At 65.7% G+C, this 1325-nt stretch carries 1 protein-coding gene; it reads right to left on the bottom strand.

Annotated features, from left to right (window positions below):
- The coding region (locus AWQ68_RS43800; protein WP_505782393.1) for a type 2 periplasmic-binding domain-containing protein at positions 1 to 389 on the bottom strand (389 nt) is incomplete at its 3' end.
- Positions 390 to 1325 lie beyond the last annotated feature (936 nt).

Here is a 1325-nt window from a genome sequence, read left to right as displayed (position 1 = left end):
TGCCGGTGTCGGTGCCGGACGATCGACCACGGCATCAGCGGCGTCGGGTCGACGATCGGAATGCGGCGCAGGCCGCTCCCGGCTGGATCGGTGATCGCCTCGCCCAGCCTCACCGCCGCCATCTCCGCCAGCGGCTGCTCCACAAGATGCCTCTGGCCGATGGCCGGGGCGTTGAATCGCAACGGCACGCCGAACCGCTCGGCCAGCCGCGTCAGGTAGCCCCGCCATTCCGCCGCGTCCGCCGGATCGGGCATCGCGGTGCCCACCTCACGCAGGCCAGCCGGCCGCCGCGCGCTCCTGTCAGCCAATCGATGATCTTCGGGGACGAACGCGTGCAGCGGCTCCAGATGCACCAGCCTGTACAGCGGCTCCAGCTGCACCAGCTGCACCAGCCTCTACAGCAGCTCCAAGTGCACGAGCCTGTGCAGCAGCTCGGCGGGCCATGGGGCCGGCGTATCGCGTACCCACCCGAGCCCCGCGTCGATCTCCTGACGTCGCTGCCTCCGCCGGCCAGGAACAACCCCCCGCGGGCAGCAACCACCGACGAACAAATGGGTCTTATCTTACACAATCCCCAAGAAATGCCTTAGCTGGACACAGGCGAAATACCTTAAATTGACACCACGACCGGCCCTCTAGTCCGATTTTTCCTGATATACATCTTTATTCTTTCGTCGAAATTCTTTGCGAATTCGACTTGATTGACGCCACCATCTCTGAGATTATTCATACAGGCGTTCTAATGCTGGTTGGGGGTGGACATGGCTCAGCTCTTCGGGCCCGCCGGATTCTTTCCGGAGGAGCTGCCGGACCGCGACGAGTCCCGCCCCTGCGATGCCGACTGGTGGCAGCGCATCACAACCCCCAGGTCGACCCAAACAGGCGAAACGCCCGACAGTGCGGCCATATTCACGATTGACGACTTTCTCCCTAATTCAGGGAATGGTGGAGACTCAAGGGCGAATAGCGCGACCTCGACAAAAACAGCGCTGCCGCTCCTCGCCCACCTGGGCCTGGACCTGGACGCGGCTGCGGCGAAACCGGCGCCGCCGCTTTCCGGCCAGCCGAGCCGCGGCCCGCTATTCCCGGGTGTGCCCTTCGTTCCCCCGCAGTCGCGCTCTGCGACCACGCCGTCGAGCGGCTCCCCTCTCAACGGCAAGCCAGGCACCTCTCGTCCCAGCAGCCTGGACGCTGAGGCGGAGGGGTGTTCGTCATCGACTTCCGATGCGGGGTGCGGCGAGGGCCGGGGTCCTGGGGTGTCGTGGCCGTTGGTGGCGCAGGTCCGCGAGGTCGCGTCCGCGGTTGCGGTGGCGGTGGTACCGGAC

It is taken from the genome of Microtetraspora fusca (genome assembly GCF_001570365.1).
Lineage (GTDB): Bacteria > Actinomycetota > Actinomycetes > Streptosporangiales > Streptosporangiaceae > Microtetraspora > Microtetraspora fusca.
The sequence above is the reverse complement of the archived record's forward strand: the minus strand, read 5'-3'. Positions and strand labels throughout refer to the sequence as shown.